The sequence below is a fragment of the Yersinia sp. 2541 StPb PI genome, from assembly GCF_052217145.1.
GTDB classification, from domain to species: domain Bacteria; phylum Pseudomonadota; class Gammaproteobacteria; order Enterobacterales; family Enterobacteriaceae; genus Yersinia; species Yersinia enterocolitica_E.
Genome location: NZ_JAZGQB010000001.1, coordinates 521,366 through 539,112, shown reverse-complemented (window position 1 = coordinate 539,112; position 17,747 = coordinate 521,366). Strand labels below are relative to the sequence as shown.

Here is a 17,747-nt window from a genome sequence, read left to right as displayed (position 1 = left end):
CTCCAGCCCGGTAATCATTTACCGGGCTTTTTACTTCTTCTTTGCCCTGAGTTTAGGACGTATTTTCCATCACAACTGTGATAGCAATGACTAGAACCCAATAGGGATAAGTGGTATAACAAGTCCAATTGTATCTCGTTCGGGATATCATGCCTTCCAGACAAAATGAGCCGCAAAATTTGCTGCCTCAATTGATCCCAAGAGCCTTAATCATGGAATTCACAGAAACCAGACGGTTGTACCAGCAGTTAGCCGCAGAGTTAAAGCAGCGCATCGAAGCGGGTGTTTATCCGGTGGGGGATAAATTGCCGGCAGAACGCTACATTTCAGAAGAGATGAATGTCAGCCGCACCGTGGTCCGTGAAGCGATTATCATGCTGGAAGTAGAGGGTTACGTCGAAGTGCGTAAAGGCTCCGGCATCCACGTGATGTCGAATCAGCAAAAGCACCTCGTGATGCCCAACCACAGCATTGAATTCGCCACCGCAGGCCCCTTTGAGCTATTACAGGCCCGCCAGTTGATCGAAAGTAATATTGCTGAATTTGCCGCCACTCAGGTTACGCGGCAAGATATCGTGCAATTAATCGAGATCCAAAAGCATGCGCGCCAGGAAGATCGCTTCCGTGATTCACAATGGGATCTGAAATTCCACGTGCAGGTTGCTCTGGCCACCCAAAATACCGCCATGGCAACGATTGTCGAAAAAATGTGGAGCCAGCGGGTACATAACCCTTACTGGATCAAATTGCATGAGCATATCGATGATAAATCGATCGAGAGCTGGTGCGAAGATCACGACAGGATCCTTGAGGCACTGATGCGTAAAGATCCTTACGCCAGTAAACTTGCTATGTGGCAACATCTGGAAAATACCAAGCAGATGCTGTTTCGTGCTACTACCGATGATTTTGAATTTAATGTGGATCGTTATTTATTCACAGAAAACCCCGTTGTTCATCTCGATAATCTGATGATGAATAACAATATGGTCGCGAATAGTAAAAGCTGATCCTTGCCCGGATTGTTGCAGGCCATGGGAAGAGAAACTGATTCTTTTCTTTCTCTTCCCGGTCTGATTATTCTGCTTTGTAGTCAGTAAATGTCGACTTCTGTCAACAAACGTCAGTATCAAGCCTATTTTTAAACCATTGCTTAATAAACACCCAGTAGGTCTCTATATTTCCCTGTTTCATATCCCGCTATTTTGCTAAAGTGGCAGCACTTTTTTACTTGGGTGCTTTGGGAGCGAAACGCAAAAACATGCGCTGGTTGTTTGCTCTATTTATTGCAGTGTCTGGCTGGGCCGGTTCGGTCTCCGGCAACCTGCTATCGCCCACTCATTCTACCCCATCCGGCATGGCGCTCTCAGCGCTGAGTTCTGTTTATCATGACCACCACGATGTTAGCGACACGCCATCATCTGTAAGTGCATTCTCACCTTACCTGCACCTGCAAAATAAGGTCATCTCCTCCCAATTACGTCTGATGGGTTTGCCGGTCAAAAAAACGGCCATAAAGAATCGGCTGGGTGCCACCAAGTTTACTGGCTCAGCCAATCCGTCGTTGGCCAATAACTCATGGTCTGGGGCATATCTGCCGATGTCTCGCAACAGTCGGGCGGATGAAATATATAAACAGCCGAGGCAATCACTGCCACTGCTTAACTACTCCAACTGGATGTTCCATGTATCGACACAGCAAAATCGTGTGGGTGGCTGGAAAGAGAGTAATATTCAATATAGCGGGATGCTTACCTACCACCATGATGGTCAGTTGTCGTAGCTGTCCAGGCAGTTACAGCGAGAAGTATATTTACCTATTGATATCAGCGAATTGGTTTGTTTTTAACACATTTATCAAAACCATCGCTTAAACACGAAAAGCCATCCGTTATTTTTGCGAGTCGTGTTTATAAACTAACGAATATACCCAAAGTAATTGGTATTGCAGTCAGGCAAAACGAACGAATCCCGCCCATTGATTAGCATCTCAGTGATTCGGGTAAGAAAGCGCCGCTGCAACGTCAGGTAAGAAGGGTATACAACAATGACGTTTTAGGAATACCAGATGGATATCATTAAAGAACTCTTACATGCTCTATGGGCACAAGACTATGAGACACTCGCGAACCCGTCTCTGGTATGGGCCATTTATATCCTGCTGTTTGTCATACTTTTCCTGGAGAATGGCTTGCTGCCAGCAGCCTTTTTACCGGGCGATAGTCTGCTGATTCTGGTTGGTGTACTGATTGCAAAAGGTGCAATGAGTTTCCCTGTGACCCTCGTGGTATTGACTACTGCCGCCAGCCTTGGATGCTGGGTCAGTTATATTCAGGGTCGATGGCTGGGGAATACGAAAGTAGTACAGGGCTGGTTGTCTCATCTACCCGCTCATTACCACCAGCGCGCCCATAATTTGTTCCATCGCCATGGTTTATCAGCCCTACTGGTAGGCCGTTTCTTGGCATTTGTGCGTACCTTGTTGCCAACTATTGCCGGACTTTCAGGCCTGAACAACGCCCGTTTTCAGTTCTTCAACTGGATGAGCGGTTTCCTGTGGGTATTGATCCTGACAACCATGGGCTTTGCCTTTGGTAAAACCCCCGTATTCCTAAAATATGAAGACGAAGTGATGTTCGTCCTGATGTTATTGCCACTGGCACTATTGGTGATTGGCTTGTTTGGTTCTTTATATGTGCTTTGGCGCAAAAAAAATACGCCGCCGGTTGCCGATAGCAATGACAATAATAAAGGTAAGCCAGAGTGATCAACCTCAGGGGCCGTTTCGGCCGCCCGGTCTGGCACTATCTTATCCTGCCAGTTACAGCGTTGTTGCTGGCAGCCCTGTTGTTTACGCCGATCATTTTGCGCACAGAAAGTGCGTTGAAAATTCGACCTAACCAACAGGGGTTGTCCTTGCCTGATGGGTTTTATCTGTATCAACATCTCGATCAACGTGGAATTCGGATAAAAAGCATCACTCCAGAGGATGATAGCCTGGTGGTGAGCCTGGAATCCCCAGAACAGCAGAAAGAAGCCATTGTCGTTTTACAGGATATCTTGCCGAGTGGTTATGTGATTGTCTCGAGCGAGTCCAAGAAACGTCAGCGTCTGTTGCCTGCATTCAGAAATACCCCACAGAAAGTGGGATAATTATTGCTGCGGGGAGCGAAATCCCCGTAGTCATCTCTTGTTTTTCGTCCATTTATTCCGCTGATATCTGATTAATCTATAAAAAATCCTGTGGTAAACTTGGGTATCACATAATTCAGCGCTATGCTTAAACATTCACGGCAACCTGTTTCGTCCCTGACTCTTGCTGTAAAAGGAAGCAATACTATGTTGTTACGTCACTCTCTCCTGTTGGTTTTACCCATTGTCGTGTTTTGTAATGTTGCTCAGGCAGTGGTAGACAATGAATGCGATATAAAAGCCAAAGAAATCCAACAACAGATAGATTATGCCAAACAACATGGCAATACCCGCCGCGCTGCTGGTCTGGCAACAGCCTTAAAAGAAGTAAAGAGCAATTGCACGGCGGAGAGCCTAAAGGCCGAACGACAACAAAAAATCAGACAAAAGCAGCACAAAGTCACTGAGCGTCAGCAAGAGTTAAAAGAGGCTCAGCAAAAAGGTGATGCTAGCAAAATTACCAAGCAGCAGAAGAAGTTAGTGGAAGCACAAGCTGAGTTAAAGCAAGCTCAGGCACAAAAGTAGCAACTCCGGTTTTAAATACGAGAATGGCGACTCATCAGGGTTATTTAAGATTATTAACCTTTTAACCTTGTAAAATATTCGCTACGTTATGTATTCACCTCAGTTATGTTAAGGAGCTATTACATGCCACAAGATAAAACCTCTGAACATTTACGCGCTGAACTTAAGTCACTGGCAGATACTTTGGAAGAAGTGCTGCAAACTTCGACCGATAAGCCGAAAGCTGAGTTAGAAAAGCTGCGAGCCAAAGCGGAAAGCGCGTTGAAAGATACTCGCGAGCGTCTGAGCGAAACCGGCGATAAAATCGCAGCCCAAACTAAAGAAATTGCTGATAAAGCAGATACCTATGTTCACGACAATCCTTGGACTGGCGTAGGCATCGGTGCTGCTGTCGGCGTGGTGTTAGGCGTTCTGTTGTCTCGCCGCTGATTATGGCTGAGCTTCCTCACACTCAGGGCCCCGGTAAAGGGGTCCTCGATACTGTTCATCGTATCGCTACCATTGTGGTAGGCATGGTTGAAACCCGTGTACGTCTGGCTGCTATTGAGCTGGAAGAGGAAAAAGCAACACTGGTTCAGTTGCTGATGATGGCAGGGATTACCTTGCTGTTTACCGCTTTCGGGTTGATGAGTCTGCTGGTATTAGTCATATGGGGTATTGATCCTGCCTATCGTTTAATGGCGCTTGGCACTACCACTGCCGTGCTATTAGCACTAGCGATAATCGGTATTATCTGGACTCTCACCAAGGCGCGCCGCTCCACACTGCTGGGTTCTACCCGTAAGCAACTGGAAACGGATCGCGAGTTATTGGAGAAAGAGCGTTGAGCCGCCGTAAATTAGCACAGGAAAAGGCCGCATTGTTACATGAGATCCAGCAGCAACGTCTGGATCTCGCCAACAGCGCCGCACATTGGCTTGAGGTCACTGCACCTTATGATCGCGGTTGGGCACAAATCGTCGGTATGCGAAAATATTTGATGATTGGCTCCAGCCTGGTCGCGCTATACGGTATCCGCCACCCGAGTAAATTCATCCGCTGGTCGCGTCGGGCGGTTGGGTTATGGGGAACTATCCGATTGTTTCGTAACACTTTTCTCTTACGTTAACCTGCCGTTACTTCACTTGGTGGCATATCGGTATCTCATGCGGGCTACTGACTGCCCTTCCCCATTTCTTATGCCTAAACAGACCGTTTTTCGGCTTTAATCTGCTTACACTTCAGTTTTTTTGATAAAAACAGACAGTTTTACTTGCTAACAACTTCTCAACTTCTCAACTAACATTCTCTCATCAACTCAGGGAGTTTGCGGGATAACACCGGCAAGCGACCACACACAAGCACCTTTGATTAACCATTAACGCCCGCAGATGCCAGGCATTAATAGAACAACTTTTTGGAGAAGTCGTCGATGAACAAATTACAAGATACTGGCCTGTTGGTAGCACGCATTCTGATGCCGATTCTGTTTATTGTAGCCGGTTACGGCAAAATGGGTGATGCCTATGCTGGCACGCAACAATATATGCAAGCGATGGGTGTCCCAGGCTTCTTCCTACCATTGACCATTTTGCTGGAATTTGGCGGCGGTCTGGCAATTTTGTTTGGTTTCCTGACCCGTACCACTGCACTGTTCACCGCGGGTTTCACTATTCTGACGGCACTTATCTTCCACACTAACTTTGCGGAAGGGGTTAACCAGTTGATGTTCATGAAAAACCTAACCATCGCTGGCGGTTTCATTGTGTTGGCGGTTGCCGGCCCGGGTGGTTTCAGTATTGACCGCCTGCTGGGTAAGAAGTGGTAAGGCTATACTATAAAATGCAATCCCCAAAGTAATTGGAGTTGCAGTCAGGCAGCAAGCGAATGACAAATTGGTTTCCAATTTGAACAGCATTTATAGGCTAGCCGTAGGGTGAGCCTCAAGGATGAGGCTCATTAATCCCGATGAACTTACTCAGGTAAGTGATTCGGGTGAATAAGAGCAGCTAACAACGCTACAATTTCAAGAACACGGGGGATTGGATGGGACAGCTCGTAGACGGCATGTGGAAAGACATCTGGTACGACACAAAATCTACCGGTGGCCATTTCAAACGCAGTACCTCACAGTTCCGCAATTGGGTGACTGCTGATGGGCAGGCGGGCCCACAAGGTAAAGCTGGCTTTAAAGCCGAAGCACACCGTTACCATCTGTATGTTTCTCTTGCCTGCCCATGGGCACACCGCACTTTACTCATGCGCACACTGAAAGGCTTAGAGTCACTGATTTCAGTTTCTGTGGTACATCCACTGATGCTGGAGAATGGCTGGACCTTCGCTAATGATTTCCCTGCCGCCACCGGCGACGAACTCTATCATCTTGACTATCTCTATCAGCTTTATCTGCGCGCCGATGCAAATTATAGCGGGCGGGTAACCGTTCCGGTGTTATGGGATAAGCAGCAACAGACAGTCGTTAGCAATGAATCTGCCGATATCATTCGTATGTTCAATACTGCTTTTGATGGCGTCGGCGCCAAGGCGGGGGATTATTACCCTACAGCGTTACGCAGTAATATTGATGATATCAACGGGTGGGTTTACGATCAGGTCAATAATGGGGTGTATAAGGCGGGATTCGCCACTACACAGGAAGCCTATGACGAGGCAGTTAATACCTTATTTGATGCATTGGCCAAGCTGGAACAGATTCTGGCGAAACAGCGATATCTGACTGGAGGCCAACTGACGGAAGCGGATTTGCGTTTATGGACCACATTGGTGCGTTTTGATCCGGTATATGTCACTCATTTCAAATGTGATAAGCGCCGTATCAGCGATTATCTCAGCTTATATGGCTTTTTACGCGATATTTATCAAATTCAAGGCGTCGCTGAAACAGTAGATTTTGCCCATATCCGCAATCACTACTATCGCAGCCACGGCACTATAAACCCTTACGGGATTATCTCCATCGGCCCACAGCAAGACCTGCTGGAGCCACATGGACGAGATACACGTTTCACTTTATTAACAGATTAACGCGCAGTAGCCATAACAGCTTAAGGCGTAGCGAGCTAAGTCAGACTAAGTGCGTACAGCGCGGAAAAACCGGAGCGTACACGTAGTACGTGAGGATTGTGAGCACTGCACAATCTCAGTATGACGACGCGCAGTAGCCGTTTACTTATTAGCGAACAATCTAGGGATTTCTCGCAGGAACCACGACTTAGCCTCCCCCATACTGTCGCGCCGCCATGCCATAATAATATCGGCCTCACGGCTGAACTCTGGCCCGACAACCCGTAAACGGCCCGCTTCAATGTCTTTTTCTACCATTTCATAGGGCATGGTCGCCACACCCAAACCAGCTAATAAGGCCCGCCGCTTATCTTCGATGGTGCTGACCGTCAAACGTTGCTGTTTATCCAGCAATTGCACCGTGATAACTGGCCGCTCACGAGCGGTATCCGCTACAGCGACACCACGGTATTTCACTCGGGTCAGTTCTGACAGAGGTTCTGGTTCCAAATGAATGGGGTGGTCTGGGCTGGCAACATAGACACTGGTCACTTTGTACAGTTTACGGCTGTTAATCTCTGAAGATGCACGGAAATGCATATCGGGCGCAATGACGATATCAGCCCGCCCTTGCTCCAACCGTTCCCATGCCCCGGCCAATACTTCGGTAAATATGGAGACCTGAGTATTAGCTTTGAGCGCCAGTTTGTCGATCAACGGGAACAGTTTCCATGCCGGAGACAATGCCTCACTGACAATCGTGATATGTGTTTCCCAGCCGCGCGCCAGTGCCTCAGCATCGGTAGTCAGTTTGTCTGCGGCCTCCAGTAACACCCGCCCGCGATCCAGTAGCATCCGCCCAACATTGGTAAATTTGGTGCGATGCCCGGAGCGGTCGAACAACACCACATCAAGCTCATCTTCAAGTTTCTGCATGGTATAGCTCAGCGCAGAAGGTACCCGTCCCAATTCATCAGCCGCCGCGGCAAAACTACCACGGCGGTCAATAGCATCCATTACTCTCAATGCTTCTAACGTTAGCGCCCGATCTTTGGCCATCATTTTCTCAATCAGGAAATTTGAATATAGCGACCAGATTAACTGGCTAACAATCCGTCGTCCAGACGCTTACCATCTCTTTATCAATTAATATCAGGATAGGGCAATCATTGTCATGATCACATGCAGAACAGCAAAACAGTGCGGGCAAGCTGACTATGGTTGGCTCCAAGCCCGTTATACTTTCTCATTCGGCCACTATTTTGACCCGAAGCTATTGGGTTATGCCTCACTGCGCGTTTTGAATCAGGAAGTGTTAGCACCGGGATCCTCATTTCAACCACGAACTTATCCGCAGGTTGATATTTTAAACCTGATTTTACAAGGTGAGGCTGAGTATCGAAATAGTCTGGGTAACTATGTGCGCGGTAAAACTGGCGATGTGTTGCTCTTTTCTGCTCAATCAGGTGTCAGCTATAGCGAGCATAATTTGAGTACTGATAAGCCATTAACTCGCATTCAGTTATGGCTCAATGCCTGCCCTGAGCAGGAAAGCAATCCCGCCCAGCACCTGTCATTATGCACGCAGCCACTAAGGCTACTAGCGTCTCCTGACGGTGAGCAGGGCAGCCTGAAACTGCGTCAGCAAGTATGGATTCATCATCTGGATTTAGCCGCGGGCGAACAGTACACCATTGACCTACACGGCCCAAGGGCTTATCTGCAATCCATTCACGGAACAGTAACGGTGGATGGGCCGCAAGCCAGTGAAACTCAGCGCCTGACCTGCGGTGATGGTGCTTTTGTACAAGAAGAACGGCATCTGGTGATTAAAGCTGAAACGCCGCTGCGTGCCCTGCTCATCGATTTGCCTGCGTGAATATGGGCGAGCACGCCAGCTAAGATTTAATGGGAAAAGTGCGAGGTTCCCCCCGCGTGACTCCCAGTATAATTACGGTTTTAACGACGCCATATCGATCACGAAACGGTATTTCACATCGCTTTTCAGCATCCGCTCATAGGCGTCGTTGATATCCTGAATCTTGATCATCTCTATATCTGAAGCAATGCCGTGTTCAGCACAGAAATCGAGCATTTCCTGTGTTTCAGCAATGCCGCCAATACATGAACCGGCCACCGAACGCCGTGCCAGAATCAATGGCATGGTGTTTATCATTGGGCTAAGATCACCAAGAAAACCAACAAATACTAGGGTGCCATCCACATTCAGTGTCGGCATGTACGGGTTGATATCATGGACATAAGGCACGGTATCGATAATCAGATCGAATTGCCCTTTGGTCGCGTCCATTTGTGCATCATCGGTGGATAACACAATATGATGTGCACCTAAACGACGAGCATCAGCCTCTTTACTCGGTGAACGGGTAAAGAGCGTCACTTCAGCCCCTAATGCATTCGCCAGCTTTAATGCCATATGACCCAAACCACCCAGGCCAACTACCGCGACTTTACTGCCTTTACCCACTTTCCAATGGCGCAGCGGCGACCAGGTGGTAATACCGGCGCACAGTAGTGGCGCGGCAGCTTGCAAATCCAAACCAGCAGGCATTTTCAGCACAAAATCTTCAGAAGCTACAATGGATTGTGAGTAGCCACCATAGGTTGGTGTATGGTCGTGACGATCAACACCATTGTAAGTTTGCACATTGCCCTCTGCACAATACTGCTCCAGACCCTGTTGACAGGGTTGGCACACTCGGCAGGAGTCCACCATGCAGCCAATTCCGGCAAAATCACCCACCTTGAATTTCGTGACACTTTTACCCACGGCGGTGACTTGCCCAACCACTTCATGCCCGGGTACCAGCGGATAGCTGCTGAACCCCCAGTCGTTACGCGCCTGATGCAGGTCTGAGTGACAGACACCGCAATAGAGCACATCCATCACCACATCATCAGGACGCGGATCGCGACGGGTAAACTCGAGTGGGGCAAGGGGAACTTGTGCGGATTTGGCTGCATAACCGAGAACTTTTATCGTCATGATGTATCTCCGGTATCATAAACACTGTGATTTGAAGCTCGATAAACCTTAAAAAACGTCGAGGGTAAACGGTTTGAGTATAGGGAAAGTTAGTTTCAAGGAAATTGCTACCTAGAGAGTATAGGCCTGTAAAGTAGCAATCCTGCCTCTATTTCTGCTCTGATATTAAGCGAACAAATTACAATCCAGTAAGCTTCTCCAATGTTTCGGGATAGCGATCACCCATTATCGTTACTTGTGCAGCCGCGTTATTAATCTGTTGCAGATCAGCAGTGGTCAACTCTACATTCACCGCACCAATATTCTCTTCTAACCGATTCAGTCTGCGCGTACCGGGGATCGGTACAATCCAGGGTTTCTGCGCCAGCAACCAGGCAAGAGCGATTTGCGCAGGCGAGCTACCCTTTTGGTGAGCGACCTGCTGAATCAAGGTGATTAACGCCTGATTAGCGGCCAAGGCTTCGGGAGTAAATCGTGGTAACGTGCTACGAAAATCATCACTGGCAAACTGGGTTGATTGATTCATGTTACCCGTCAGATAACCTTTACCCAGTGGGCTATAAGGCACCAAACCAATGCCAAGTTCTTCCAGCGTTGGTATGATTTCTTGCTCCGGCTTACGCCACCATAATGAGTATTCACTTTGCAGGGCGGTTACCGGCTGAACAGCGTGAGCTCGGCGAATGGTCGCCGCCCCAGCTTCAGATAAACCAAAGTGTTTTACTTTACCCTCTTTGATTAAATCCTGTACTGCACCGGCCACATCTTCAATGGGTACATTGGGATCGACGCGATGTTGATAAAACAGATCAATAACATCCGTTTTCAGCCGTTTGAGTGAGGCTTCCGCCACTTTTTTAATATGCTCTGGTCGGCTGTTTAAACCGATCCATTTTGGCCCGCCGTTCGGATCAGCCTGAAAACCAAATTTGGTCGCAATCACCACTTTATCGCGCAGAGGTGCCAGCGCCTCACCCAATAATACTTCATTGGTGTAAGGCCCGTAGACCTCTGCGGTATCGAAGAATGTCACGCCAAGGTCCACCGCTTTGTGCAACAAAGAGATCATCTCCTGTTTATCGGCGGCCGGACCATAACTGAAACTCATCCCCATGCAGCCTAAGCCCATGGCGGACACGTCGAGATTACTGCGACCCAATGTGCGCTTTTGCATTTCTTTTACTCCTACTTGTAATTTATTTGTCATTACGAGGCACTCATTAAATAAATGTCGGTAGCAAAAAAGGTAGCAAATGTCCGAGCAGAGGATTAGATGGATAAATGCGCATGTGTATATGAATTTAACTCATAAATTTATTTATACTGGAACACACAGGCAGATAAACAGGTATAGAGACTGATGTTAAAAGAGAATTTTAACGATTTAATTTCCTTTCTTATGGTTGCCAGGGAGCGAAGCTTCACCAAAGCGGCGGCAAAACTGGGGGTTTCACAATCGGCCTTAAGTCATTCCATTCGTGGGTTGGAAGAACGACTTGAGCTTCGCTTATTGACCCGCACGACCCGCAGCGTTGCCCCGACAGAAGCGGGCGAAAGACTGGCAAATAGTCTGGGACCACGTTTTGCAGAAATTGAGAGTGAACTGGATGCCTTAAGCGAAATGCGCGAGCGGCCTGCGGGGAATATTCGCGTTACTGCTGGCGAGCATGCCGTGGACTCGACCCTCTGGCCGGTACTGAAATCATTTCTCGCCGATTACCCGGACATTAATGTGGAAATCACGGTCGATAACACCTTAACTGACATTGTCAGCGGGCGGTTTGATGCCGGCATCCGCCTTGGAGAACAGGTAGCAAAAGATATGATTGCGGTACGGATTGGGCCGGATATGAGTATGGCTGTCGTTGGCTCACCTTCATATTTGGCTAAATATGGCATACCCACCACTCCGGCAGATCTGCAAAATCATCGTTGCATCAATATGCGCCTGCCGACAATGGGTGGCCTTTATGCGTGGGAATTCGAAAAAGAGGGGCATGAATTAAGAGTTCGTGTTGATGGGCAACTGACCTTTAACAGTTTGCGACAACGCATTGATGCCGCCGTCATGGGTTTTGGTCTGGCATTCGTACCAGAGGATGCGGTAAAAGCTGAGATTGCCAGTGGCAGCTTAGTCAGGGTACTGAAAGAGTGGTGCGAGCCTTTTCCCGGTTATTACCTTTACTACCCGAGCCGCCGGCAACATACCACCGCATTTTCGTTGTTCGTGGATGCCTTACGCTATCAGCGTTAAGATAAAACAGACATCCCGCAAACCATATCGCACAAAACAAAAACCCCGCCGAAGCGGGGTCTTGTGGAATGAGTGGAGTTGACCGGTAAGGCAACTAGCCAAATGAAAGGCCGTTTCTCGCTGCATTTACACGTAGTTATAAGGTTAGTGTGTATCTCAGTTTGTATCCCATCATAGCAGGCTAATTGTCTTAGCGCAGCCCGACGATGTCTCTCACTTGCTGGGGGAGGCCTATTGTCTGCCCTATTTCACTTTCTACACATAAAACACAATTTCAGTTTTTATTTGCCTGATCCATCATTATCCCTTACCTTTTTGGGCAGATTGCCAAATTGATATTGGCAAATGGATAAATAAGGGATGTTTATGGCAAAAGGTTATTATCTGGTTGTGGGAGATAAAACAACCTGCGGAGGCGTCATCACCGAAGGGGAACCGACCCACACAATAATGGGAAGTTCCGTCGCCCGTGAACAGGACCGTGTTACCTGCGGCAAGCATCCGGGAACTTACATCATTGTCGGGCACATTCCCGGTGATACGATACTGGGACGCAAGTTTGCGGGGACGCTGCACAGCACAAGTAACTGTCCATGCAAGGCACTATTCATCCCTTCAATGATGAATGATGCCTACGAGTTGAACTCCGCCCCTGCTCGCTCGACAGAACCAGAACCAGAACAGCATGCTCAATCGGTAAAAAGAGCCAGTCCTCCTCCTTATCTTACGGGTGAAAAACCACCCTCTGAGTTTGTACCAGATTACCCAGTGTTACGTAATACCCATACTCTACCGGATGACGCCTTACGCGCTATGTTGGCACGAACCAATCAAGATGTGATGCTACTGACACTCTCGGAAAGTTTGGAAGTGCTCCAATCATGGGGTTGGAAAGACACAAAAACAGCTTGGGTGGAAACGACTCAGTCCGGTGTCGGGCAAGTGATGGTTAATTACGGCGTGAATGGAAAGGATGTTGTCACCACCTCGATGATTATTGCTCGATTAGGTGACTTCGGTATCAGAGCTACGGTCTACGTTAATCATAAAGGCACTGAGTTAATCAAACTGACGGGCTATGCTGGTGTTAGAAAAGTATTAACCGCGCCGGTATTTGCATTAAAAAACCCGAAGGTGGTTGATTTGGGTATTGGTAAGTATGGGCTTAAAAACTCTATTATCAGTGGTGCACGATTAACGTTTTATGTAGCAGCGGCTTATCGAACGGTTGATTTTATATTGAATGATGCAACGTCACTGGCTGAGTTTATCGGTTCCTTGGCAACAGATGTAGTGAAAATAGGTATTGCGTCGGCTGTTAGTTGGGGGATTGGGACAATCGCTCTAGGCGTTGTTTCTACCGTTGCAGTTCCTTTGGTTGTAGTCGTTGTCGCTGGGTTGGTTTCTGCAATTGGTTTAAACTATTTAGATGATAAATTTGGTTTTACAGATCAAGTTGTTAAGTGCATTGAAGGTGCACAGCAAGAATTTGTAGAAAAAGCTCGCGAGGTGGAACAGGGGCTTTGGGATTTGGGAGCAATGTATGCAGATAAGATGCTTGATAAAGGTAAAGACGTTATTGAGTATGAAGTCAGAAACTATATCAAAGAAGTATTGAGTAACTTTAATACTAGGTGGTTTTAATGTACGAACTCACATTAAAAAGAAGAGTATCTATGTTTTTTGGTGTGCTATTTTTAGTTATACCTTTAAGCGTAGGAGGTGTATATCTGACTTTAGATACCATAAATGAGTATTTATCATTTCCTGATATTATCGTTTTCTCATCTTTTATCATATATGGAATTACGTGTTTTCTTATACTTACCCCTCTTACCTTTCTTTCTATTCCCCCTATTTTTTTAGGTCGTCAAGCACCCGATTCCATCCAAAAGCCTGTATCTAGATTTATTGTCTTCTGCTTTCTTACGTCTATTATTTTTCAGATAGGGTTCAGATTTTATTTTATAAATGAATTTGAAAAAAGAGGATATGTAGCTTGTCAGGGCATACCATCAGGCTGGATGCCCGGTATGGCAACCAAGTATGCTCTCAACGAAGAGTTATGCTTGAAAAAATCTGATTGAAAAAATGCTATTTTGGATAATTTCTTCATCACTCAACGACAGCCACTCATAGTGGCTTTTCATTTTCAATAGCTATTCAATGCCGCTTAGCCGTTTCCATAGAGTACAAAACCTAGTTCCGATCTTTCTCAAATATCACCCATCATCTGTCTTAGATACCGAATCTTGTAGTTTAACCCTAGGAACTACGGGAGAAATTTGTGGCGACACCGCAGAGGGGGTTTATGGAATGAGTGGACTAACCGTTAAGACAACCCGAACTAACAGTACATCGCGTAGCATTAGGGCATAATTACCAAACTCCGCGCCCCGGAACTGGGTAGCTGAATCCCTACAACATTGTAATAGGCTGGTGGAAATATCTTGCCGGTAATTGGCTGCTATCGCATAGTCTACGGTGCTAGGCAGAGGCTCCTTCCCATCGTGATAAATTGCAGATCTTTTGCTAATATCCTACGGTGTATAACTGCATATGAACTGAAATCCCTTTCGCACTTTAGTAAATAGCCGTTCGCAAACTACTGACCACGTCAGTAGAATAACCGGATGCTTGTAGAGGGAATTCGTAGATCACGAGTTTATGTTGAATGCCACAAGCAGACTTTCGAATAATCTTTAACGTTAATCAATATCAAGCAACTAAGTCGGTTTCCAGTAAGTTCATAAGCTGAAAAATGTTAACACCACGCTCTTACGAAAGAGATATGCATGTCACGTAAAGACCTCCAAGCAAAAAAACGGCACCATTATGTATGGGCACATTACCTCGCCCGGTGGGGGAATGGGACGAATAATGTTTTCTACACAACAAAGACTGGGAAAATTGCCCATGACAGCGTCCGTGCCATAGCTGCTGAGAACTACTTTTACAAAATAACAACGCTGACAGCTAAGCATATCGAAGTGATAAAGGGTTTCTCACGACAAAGTCCGGAGCATCTGCAAACACAGCACATGTCGTATCTAAACGATATCCTTAAAATACAAAGTGTGGAAAAAATCTACCGTAACTCTGGCATCCAAAATCAGGAAGCCGAGGCGCTTCTACATGCAATGAAGTGCAATATCATGGAAAATCTCCATTCTTCTCATGAGGATATGGCACAACGAGTGTTGGTAGCGCTTGCAGATGAACGGTTTGATATATTGCAAGACAAGCAGCATATGATTGAGTTCATGGTTTTCTTAGGCCATCAAATCGTTCGGACAAAGGCTTACCGGGATGAGGTATTAAAGATATTACATCGCCGTAGTACCTTAGAAATTGAAGTTGCTGACGCAATGGCACATGCTTGGTGGTTCTTGAGCTACATGTTTGGGATGAATATTGGATTCAGCCTATTTATAGGTCGTCACGACTCAAGGCATGCATTGTTGGTGAATGACACGGAGATCCCTTTTATCACATCCGACCATCCTGTCGTCAATGTACATTCTTGTGTCTCAGAGACAGAGTTTTCCGTACCCGAGCAAGCAGATTTCTACTACCCAATCTCACCGCGTATCGCCTACATTATCTGCGATTCTGAACGGTTTACGTCAGGGAAACATTATGTTGATAAAGCCATCGTCACTGAGTTCAATACTAAAGTTGCAACCCAAGCGATGGTGCACATTATTGGCAATACCGATAGTGTAATTTCTCCTCTAAAAAAGCATATTGCTCGTCGCTATGCCAAGAATATGACCGCTTTATAAACACATTTTCGCTATAACTCGGTCTGGTTTAAGTAGACTCCACTAAGACTCCTTAAAGCATTGCAATAGAGTATCAATAATCTCTTGGTGTAAGTCTAATGATACTGTATCGTTTGATCCACGTTAACGAGACTTGAGGTGGTTATGGCTTCTTTTGGATATGTGCGTGTTAGCAGTAAAGATCAAAATGTGAGTAGGCAAGTTGAAGCATTGCAGAACGCAGGCATAGAAGAGTCGTGTTTATTCATTGATAAAATCAGTGGTAAGAATACTGAGCGCCCTGAACTTCAAAAGCTCCTAAACAAAGTCCGTGCGGGTGATAAGGTTACAGTTAAATCAGTTGATCGATTAGCTCGTAATACAAAAGACCTTTTATCATTGTTGGAGGAATTGACGACCAAGGGCGTATCTGTTTATTTTTTAGACAACTCTATGATGTTTGATGATAGCCCCACCAGCAAGTTTATGATCACTATGCTGGGAGCTGTGGGTGAACTAGAACGTAGCTTCATCCGCCAGCGCCAGCAGGAAGGTATAGCGATCGCTAAAGCGAAAGGTGGAGTATTCAAAGGTAAAGCAAGAGATGAAGAGTTACGTACTAGGGTAAAGAGCTACCTTACTAATAGCCAGTTATCCGCTGATGAGATTGCTAAGCTATGCGAATGTGGGCGTGCCACGGTGTTCCGTATTAAGAAGGAAATGGCTTTAAGTTGAGGCTGGATTGTTAGGAAAAGCTATCAATGATGAAAAAATCAATACATAGCGATTTAAGGCTATTTAATTCATACCCTGTGGGGTTGCATTACCTATATGCACATATCATCACGGGCAGTGTTACAGGCTCTTTTAGAGGCATTTAAGAGGCTAGCTCGTAACCAATATGAATTAAAAATTTAAATCGGTAATGCCAGAATGTAAAGAGAGCTTTGCTAAGCAGTTTACCTCTCAATGCTTCTCAATATTCGTGGGAGTCAGTTTACCAAAGAGTCTGGAACCATCAAAACGTTTGGTTTTGTCCCCCTCAGAATACTTACCTCTGTCCTTGGCTAGATAAGATATTCGATAAACGAACTTCTTTAATTCTTTGTCATCGCTTCGTTTGATCATATACGAATTCTTAGCTAAGTGAGCACTCCCCAAGCCTTTAGTAAGGTTTAGCCATAAGTCATTTATTATCTGAAACATCCCGTAATCAACATGACCCGTGTTTTGTACCTGATTCCCGGGTAGTGCAATCCATAGGTGATAATGTACTTGTTTGACGGTTTCAAGCTCCCATACCCACCCGTAAGCAAACTTTTTAATCGGCTGATTATCCCATTGCTTAGATTTGAATTTGTCTCTTAACTTAGAAAATAGCTCACTGATCAGGGAGTTAGATTCATCAACACTCATTCCTTCAGGGATGTGTAAGTCAAATCTGAACGCATATGTACGGCTATAGCAACTACGCATAGCATTAATTTCATTGGTAAATTTATCTAAGATCTCGATATAGAGTGGTGAACATTTACGGCTTGTACCGTAGTTAACATCATAGCCCAATGAGTTATGTAAATACGGACCACTATGGAGGAGCTTTGAACGCCCCTTTCTTCTCAATGAATTGCCAATCATCAAAATACTCCTAAGTAAAAAAGCAAAAGAAAACCCAGCCAATCTGATGATTAGAATCGAGATAACAGAAAGGCAGAGCAAAGTGTGAATGTATAGAGCACGAGGTAGAGAGGGTAGGACGTAGGATTAGGATATTATTAAAAACCCGTAAAAATGGCACGCTGAACACAGGACTATGACAGCTACGAATGCTAGGCAGCAGAAGGGGACTCACTAAGAAATAGCATAAGGTGAAGGGTTAAATTACGATCCATAAATGTTGCATTAAAAAATACCCATTTCATCTTACATTCAAACAGAGCCTTTGGCAACTGGAAAAGTGGGATTAACCATCAATTTTCTTTTCTCTCTCACCGGTTTCATT

The 17,747-nt window shown here is 46.0% G+C and carries 20 protein-coding genes; 16 read left to right on the top strand and 4 right to left on the bottom strand.

The window, feature by feature from the left end; genetic code table 11:
- Nucleotides 1–212: 212 nt before the first annotated feature.
- The 10 genes from exuR to V1953_RS02320 all read left to right on the top strand — a co-directional run bounded on the left by exuR (nt 213) and on the right by V1953_RS02320 (nt 6,741).
- Nucleotides 213–1,010 carry a transcriptional regulator ExuR gene (gene exuR / locus V1953_RS02365; RefSeq protein WP_083162325.1) on the top strand — a complete coding sequence of 266 codons (798 nt, stop codon included), beginning with the start codon at nt 213–215 and terminating at the stop codon, nt 1,008–1,010.
- 251 nt (nt 1,011–1,261) lie between these two features.
- Nucleotides 1,262–1,783, top strand: a complete 522-nt coding sequence (locus V1953_RS02360; RefSeq protein ID WP_193784768.1) for a hypothetical protein — start codon at nt 1,262–1,264, stop codon at nt 1,781–1,783.
- A gap of 285 nt (nt 1,784–2,068) precedes the next feature.
- On the top strand, nt 2,069–2,767 hold the full coding sequence (locus V1953_RS02355; protein WP_083162324.1) for a DedA family protein: 699 nt from the start codon (nt 2,069–2,071) through the stop codon (nt 2,765–2,767).
- Entirely contained in the window at nt 2,764–3,153 is a 390-nt protein-coding gene (gene mzrA, locus V1953_RS02350; protein WP_083162323.1) for an EnvZ/OmpR regulon moderator MzrA, read from the top strand. The genes V1953_RS02355 and mzrA overlap by 4 nt, the downstream gene beginning before the upstream one ends.
- A gap of 186 nt (nt 3,154–3,339) precedes the next feature.
- Nucleotides 3,340–3,717 (top strand): DUF1090 domain-containing protein, encoded by a 378-nt coding sequence (locus V1953_RS02345; protein WP_102970527.1) that lies wholly within the window; start codon nt 3,340–3,342, stop codon nt 3,715–3,717.
- Nucleotides 3,718–3,840: 123 nt separating this feature from the next.
- Nucleotides 3,841–4,146: a DUF883 family protein gene (locus V1953_RS02340; protein WP_083162322.1), complete on the top strand. Its 306-nt coding sequence runs from the start codon at nt 3,841–3,843 to the stop codon at nt 4,144–4,146.
- 2 nt (nt 4,147–4,148) lie between these two features.
- Complete coding sequence (locus V1953_RS02335) at nt 4,149–4,544, top strand: phage holin family protein (RefSeq protein ID WP_083162321.1); 396 nt, start codon at nt 4,149–4,151, stop codon at nt 4,542–4,544.
- Entirely contained in the window at nt 4,541–4,825 is a 285-nt protein-coding gene (locus tag V1953_RS02330) for a YqjK-like family protein (RefSeq protein WP_372560454.1), read from the top strand. Before V1953_RS02335 ends, V1953_RS02330 begins: the two co-directional genes overlap by 4 nt.
- Before the next feature lie 303 nt (nt 4,826–5,128).
- Entirely contained in the window at nt 5,129–5,524 is a 396-nt protein-coding gene (locus V1953_RS02325; RefSeq protein WP_004714887.1) for a DoxX family protein, read from the top strand.
- 218 nt (nt 5,525–5,742) lie between these two features.
- Entirely contained in the window at nt 5,743–6,741 is a 999-nt protein-coding gene (locus tag V1953_RS02320) for a glutathione S-transferase family protein (RefSeq protein ID WP_083162319.1), read from the top strand.
- Nucleotides 6,742–6,882: 141 nt separating this feature from the next.
- Here the strand turns inward: V1953_RS02320 and V1953_RS02315 are convergent, their stop codons facing one another.
- Entirely contained in the window at nt 6,883–7,779 is an 897-nt protein-coding gene (locus V1953_RS02315; protein WP_083162318.1) for a LysR family transcriptional regulator, read from the bottom strand.
- A gap of 115 nt (nt 7,780–7,894) precedes the next feature.
- Between V1953_RS02315 and V1953_RS02310 the strand changes: the two genes are divergently transcribed.
- Nucleotides 7,895–8,599 (top strand): pirin family protein, encoded by a 705-nt coding sequence (locus V1953_RS02310; RefSeq protein ID WP_083162317.1) that lies wholly within the window; start codon nt 7,895–7,897, stop codon nt 8,597–8,599.
- Nucleotides 8,600–8,671: 72 nt separating this feature from the next.
- Here V1953_RS02310 and V1953_RS02305 read toward each other — a convergent pair whose 3' ends face one another.
- On the bottom strand, nt 8,672–9,727 hold the full coding sequence (locus V1953_RS02305) for an NAD(P)-dependent alcohol dehydrogenase (protein ID WP_083162316.1): 1,056 nt from the start codon (nt 9,725–9,727) through the stop codon (nt 8,672–8,674).
- A 178-nt stretch (nt 9,728–9,905) separates the two neighbouring features.
- Nucleotides 9,906–10,901, bottom strand: a complete 996-nt coding sequence (locus V1953_RS02300; protein ID WP_083162314.1) for an aldo/keto reductase — start codon at nt 10,899–10,901, stop codon at nt 9,906–9,908.
- 186 nt (nt 10,902–11,087) lie between these two features.
- Here V1953_RS02300 and V1953_RS02295 point away from each other — a divergent pair, with 186 nt between their 5' ends.
- From V1953_RS02295 to V1953_RS02275, 5 genes are all read left to right on the top strand, one after another.
- Complete coding sequence (locus V1953_RS02295; RefSeq protein WP_442850602.1) at nt 11,088–11,981, top strand: LysR family transcriptional regulator; 894 nt, start codon at nt 11,088–11,090, stop codon at nt 11,979–11,981.
- A 366-nt stretch (nt 11,982–12,347) separates the two neighbouring features.
- Nucleotides 12,348–13,625 carry a PAAR domain-containing protein gene (locus tag V1953_RS02290; RefSeq protein ID WP_442850601.1) on the top strand — a complete coding sequence of 426 codons (1,278 nt, stop codon included), beginning with the start codon at nt 12,348–12,350 and terminating at the stop codon, nt 13,623–13,625.
- Nucleotides 13,625–14,068, top strand: coding sequence for a hypothetical protein (locus V1953_RS02285; protein WP_077175462.1), 444 nt, complete (start codon nt 13,625–13,627; stop codon nt 14,066–14,068). Before V1953_RS02290 ends, V1953_RS02285 begins: the two co-directional genes overlap by 1 nt.
- A 708-nt stretch (nt 14,069–14,776) precedes the next feature.
- Nucleotides 14,777–15,766, top strand: coding sequence for a DUF4238 domain-containing protein (locus V1953_RS02280; RefSeq protein ID WP_442850600.1), 990 nt, complete (start codon nt 14,777–14,779; stop codon nt 15,764–15,766).
- 144 nt (nt 15,767–15,910) lie between these two features.
- Nucleotides 15,911–16,480 carry a recombinase family protein gene (locus V1953_RS02275; RefSeq protein ID WP_442850599.1) on the top strand — a complete coding sequence of 190 codons (570 nt, stop codon included), beginning with the start codon at nt 15,911–15,913 and terminating at the stop codon, nt 16,478–16,480.
- Nucleotides 16,481–16,711: 231 nt separating this feature from the next.
- Here the strand turns inward: V1953_RS02275 and V1953_RS02270 are convergent, their stop codons facing one another.
- Nucleotides 16,712–17,383 carry a YagK/YfjJ domain-containing protein gene (locus V1953_RS02270; RefSeq protein ID WP_072089768.1) on the bottom strand — a complete coding sequence of 224 codons (672 nt, stop codon included), beginning with the start codon at nt 17,381–17,383 and terminating at the stop codon, nt 16,712–16,714.
- Nucleotides 17,384–17,747: the final 364 nt, after the last annotated feature.

Coding starts and splice junctions, on each gene's coding strand:
- V1953_RS02275 (WP_442850599.1), top strand. CDS start 15,911: ATGGCTTCTTTTGGATATGTGCGTGTTAGCAGTAAAGATCAAAATGTG.
- V1953_RS02310 (WP_083162317.1), top strand. CDS start 7,895: ATGATCACATGCAGAACAGCAAAACAGTGCGGGCAAGCTGACTATGGT.
- V1953_RS02335 (WP_083162321.1), top strand. CDS start 4,149: ATGGCTGAGCTTCCTCACACTCAGGGCCCCGGTAAAGGGGTCCTCGAT.
- V1953_RS02300 (WP_083162314.1), bottom strand. CDS start 10,901: ATGCAAAAGCGCACATTGGGTCGCAGTAATCTCGACGTGTCCGCCATG.
- V1953_RS02290 (WP_442850601.1), top strand. CDS start 12,348: ATGGCAAAAGGTTATTATCTGGTTGTGGGAGATAAAACAACCTGCGGA.
- V1953_RS02320 (WP_083162319.1), top strand. CDS start 5,743: ATGGGACAGCTCGTAGACGGCATGTGGAAAGACATCTGGTACGACACA.
- V1953_RS02325 (WP_004714887.1), top strand. CDS start 5,129: ATGAACAAATTACAAGATACTGGCCTGTTGGTAGCACGCATTCTGATG.
- V1953_RS02305 (WP_083162316.1), bottom strand. CDS start 9,727: ATGACGATAAAAGTTCTCGGTTATGCAGCCAAATCCGCACAAGTTCCC.
- V1953_RS02315 (WP_083162318.1), bottom strand. CDS start 7,779: ATGGCCAAAGATCGGGCGCTAACGTTAGAAGCATTGAGAGTAATGGAT.
- V1953_RS02295 (WP_442850602.1), top strand. CDS start 11,088: ATGTTAAAAGAGAATTTTAACGATTTAATTTCCTTTCTTATGGTTGCC.
- exuR (WP_083162325.1), top strand. CDS start 213: ATGGAATTCACAGAAACCAGACGGTTGTACCAGCAGTTAGCCGCAGAG.
- V1953_RS02360 (WP_193784768.1), top strand. CDS start 1,262: ATGCGCTGGTTGTTTGCTCTATTTATTGCAGTGTCTGGCTGGGCCGGT.
- V1953_RS02355 (WP_083162324.1), top strand. CDS start 2,069: ATGGATATCATTAAAGAACTCTTACATGCTCTATGGGCACAAGACTAT.
- V1953_RS02345 (WP_102970527.1), top strand. CDS start 3,340: ATGTTGTTACGTCACTCTCTCCTGTTGGTTTTACCCATTGTCGTGTTT.
- V1953_RS02280 (WP_442850600.1), top strand. CDS start 14,777: ATGTCACGTAAAGACCTCCAAGCAAAAAAACGGCACCATTATGTATGG.
- V1953_RS02340 (WP_083162322.1), top strand. CDS start 3,841: ATGCCACAAGATAAAACCTCTGAACATTTACGCGCTGAACTTAAGTCA.
- V1953_RS02270 (WP_072089768.1), bottom strand. CDS start 17,383: ATGATTGGCAATTCATTGAGAAGAAAGGGGCGTTCAAAGCTCCTCCAT.
- V1953_RS02285 (WP_077175462.1), top strand. CDS start 13,625: ATGTACGAACTCACATTAAAAAGAAGAGTATCTATGTTTTTTGGTGTG.